The organism is Idiomarina sp. Sol25, from assembly GCF_033052775.1.
Classification (GTDB): domain Bacteria; phylum Pseudomonadota; class Gammaproteobacteria; order Enterobacterales; family Alteromonadaceae; genus Idiomarina.
Genome location: NZ_JAUPEW010000166.1, coordinates 1 through 261, shown reverse-complemented (window position 1 = coordinate 261; position 261 = coordinate 1). Strand labels below are relative to the sequence as shown.

Annotated in this window: 1 protein-coding gene; it reads left to right on the top strand. The window is 68.2% G+C overall.

Features of this window, described 5'->3' with window-relative positions; translation table 11 throughout:
- Positions 1 to 24 precede the first annotated feature (24 nt).
- Positions 25 to 261 (top strand): MoaD/ThiS family protein (locus Q5L94_RS13880; protein WP_317498938.1); only part of this gene is annotated, 237 nt, incomplete at its 3' end.

The following is a 261-nucleotide window of genomic DNA, read 5'->3' as shown; positions in this document are numbered from 1 at the left end:
CCACTTCCGACAGGAGCCCACGCCATGGCCATCGAGGTCCGCATCCCGACCATCCTCCGCACCTACACCGACGGCGAGAAGGCCGTCGAGGGCAGCGGCGGCACCCTCGCCGAGCTCTTCGCCGACCTGGAGACCCGTCACACCGGGATCGAGGCCCGCATCGTCGACGACGGCAAGCTCCGCCGCTTCGTCAACGTCTACCTGAACGACGAGGACGTCCGCTTCCTCGACGGCATCGACACCAAGCTCACCGACGGCGAC